Origin of the sequence: Streptomyces flavofungini (genome assembly GCF_041028215.1) — a bacterium.
Lineage (GTDB): Bacteria > Actinomycetota > Actinomycetes > Streptomycetales > Streptomycetaceae > Streptomyces > Streptomyces flavofungini_B.
In genome coordinates, this window is sequence record NZ_JASKYR010001191.1 from 1 (window position 1) to 1,419 (window position 1,419).

2 protein-coding genes are annotated in these 1,419 nt (G+C 72.2%); both read left to right on the forward strand.

The window, feature by feature from the left end; all coding sequences use genetic code 11:
• The first annotated feature begins 16 nt into the window (after positions 1 to 16).
• Positions 17 to 1,000 carry a sphingomyelin phosphodiesterase gene (sph, locus tag AB8Z36_RS39635; RefSeq protein WP_369218208.1) on the forward strand — a complete coding sequence of 328 codons (984 nt, stop codon included), beginning with the start codon at positions 17 to 19 and terminating at the stop codon, positions 998 to 1,000.
• Positions 1,001 to 1,070: 70 nt separating this feature from the next.
• Positions 1,071 to 1,376 (forward strand): cupin domain-containing protein, encoded by a 306-nt coding sequence (locus AB8Z36_RS39640; protein WP_369218207.1) that lies wholly within the window; start codon positions 1,071 to 1,073, stop codon positions 1,374 to 1,376.
• Positions 1,377 to 1,419: the final 43 nt, after the last annotated feature.

The following is a 1,419-nucleotide window of genomic DNA, read 5'->3' on the forward strand; positions in this document are numbered from 1 at the left end:
CCCCAGGGAGCCCGCCTTGCCGTACTCAGCGCCGCGCTCGTCCCACGCCGCCGCGGTCGCCGCCGTGCTCGCGGCGGCCACGCTGGCCGCCACCGCCCCGTCCGCCGAAGCGGCCGCCGCCCCGCCGCCGCTCAAGGTGCTCACGTACAACACCTTCCTGTTCAGCAAGACGCTCTATCCGAACTGGGGCCAGGACCACCGGGCCGGGGCCATACCGGCGGCCGGGTTCTTCCAGGGGCAGGACGTCGTCGTGCTCCAGGAGGCGTTCGACAACTCCGCGTCCGACGCGCTGAAGTCCGCGGCGGCGGGCCGCTATCCGCACCAGACGCCCGTGCTCGGCCGCTCGAAGAGCGGGTGGGACGCGACCGGCGGCGCGTACTCGGCCGTGGCGCCGGAGGACGGCGGCGTGACGGTCCTCAGCAAGTGGCCGGTGCTCCGCAAGGAGCAGTACGTCTACAAGGACGCCTGCGGCTCCGACGCGTACTCCAACAAGGGCTTCGTCTACGCCGTGCTCGACGTGAACGGCGTCAAGGCGCACGTGGTGGGCACCCACACCCAGTCCACCGACCCCGGCTGCGGCGACGGCGAGGCGGCGGCGACGCGCGCGAAGCAGTTCAAGGAGCTCGACGCCTTCCTGGACGCCAAGAGGATCCCGGCGGACGAACAGGTCATCGTGGCGGGCGACTTCAACGTCGACGGCCACAGCCCCGAGTACGCCTCGATGCTCGCGGACGGCGGCCTCGCCCCGGCCGACTCCCGCACCGGCCACCCGTACTCCTTCGACACCCGGGACAACTCCATCGCCGCCGAGCGCTACCCGGACGACCCCCGCGAGGACCTCGACCACATCCTCCACCGCGCGGGCCACGCCCGCCCGGCCCACTGGCGGAACGACGTGATCAAGGAGCAGAGCGCTCCCTGGACGGTGTCGAGCTGGGGCAGGAAGTACACGTACACCAACCTGTCCGACCACTACCCGGTGACGGCTTCGGCGTACTAGCGGCCTCGCGCCAGCAGGCTTTACCGAACGGTCGACCCAGCGTTCTGCCTGCTCAGGTAGGTTCCCCGGCATGAGCCTGAGCAATGTGAACGAGATCGCGGCGGCACTGCCGGACGCCTGGAACTCGCGTCCGCTCGGCGCGGTGGGAACGGCGTGCGTCAAGGTGCTGCGCATGGACGAACTGCCCGTCGAGGTGGAGACGCACGCCGCCGCCGAGGCCCTGCTGGTGATGGACGGGACGCTCGAACTGCTCGTCGGCGGACGGGAGGTGTCGGTCGGTGCGGGCGAGATGTACGTGGTGGCGGCCGGTGTGCCGCACGCCGTGCGGCCGGGGAGCCGGGGAACCCTGGTGATCGTGGAGGCCACCGGGGAGTGAGCGCCCGGCCGTGCGCCCGGCCGCGAGGGCCCCGCCGCCAAGG

Bases quoted from the DNA above. Each gene is read 5' to 3' on its own strand.
- AB8Z36_RS39640 (WP_369218207.1), top strand. From the start codon at position 1,071: ATGAGCCTGAGCAATGTGAACGAGATCGCGGCGGCACTGCCGGACGCC.